Source organism: Staphylococcus sp. EG-SA-2 (genome assembly GCF_017152085.1).
In genome coordinates, this window is sequence record NZ_JACYHC010001078.1 from 1 (window position 1) to 737 (window position 737).

Here is a 737-nt window from a genome sequence, read left to right on the forward strand (position 1 = left end):
CTATGTCTAAAGATGTTTGCTAAACGCGTTGTCGTCGATGATTAATAAAGTATGGGTATACCATTAAGAATAACGCTACCCAAATGATTGCTAGTGACGTGCCGCCAATGACATCTGAAAAGTAATGCGCATGAAAATAAAGGCGACAAAATAATATGCTAAGCCATAATATTCCCATAACTAGCGCACTCAACACTTTTGTTATTGTCTTAGCAGCAAGTGAAATAATTATGATCATTAAAGCGAAATATAATAATGTGCTGGCGTTGGAATGTCCACTTGGAAATGAAAAGCCTGTATCAACGGCTAAATGATTATATGGTCTTGGACGTAAAACAGTATCTTTAGTTAATTTGTTCATGATGACACCTGAAACCAAATATGTCACAAACCAAACCGCTAAATGCCTCTGTTTAATAAACAGTATGATTGTGACGATAATGGAAATCAACACGACACCTTTGACATCTCCAATTTCCGCACTAAACGTCATATAGTAATTAAATAAATTGTTAACATACTGACGTTGTGGCTCACCGAAATAATCTGTAAACCATGTTAATGATCCCATATCTATATTTTTAAGCCATTCTTGATTTGTCACTACACTGTAAAACATACCTATAAATACAATCAGCGCGATTAAAAATAAAGGCACTGTCATTTTCGGTGATGTTAATTTTTTATCTATCATCTTACAATCTCCTCGTATCATCATTTTCATTTTACAAATGTTA

General features: G+C 33.9%; 1 protein-coding gene. It reads right to left on the reverse strand.

Annotated features, from left to right (window positions below; translation table 11 throughout):
- Positions 1-19: 19 nt before the first annotated feature.
- On the reverse strand, positions 20-694 hold the full coding sequence (locus IDG60_RS27920) for a phosphatase PAP2 family protein (protein WP_103143656.1): 675 nt from the start codon (positions 692-694) through the stop codon (positions 20-22).
- Positions 695-737: the final 43 nt, after the last annotated feature.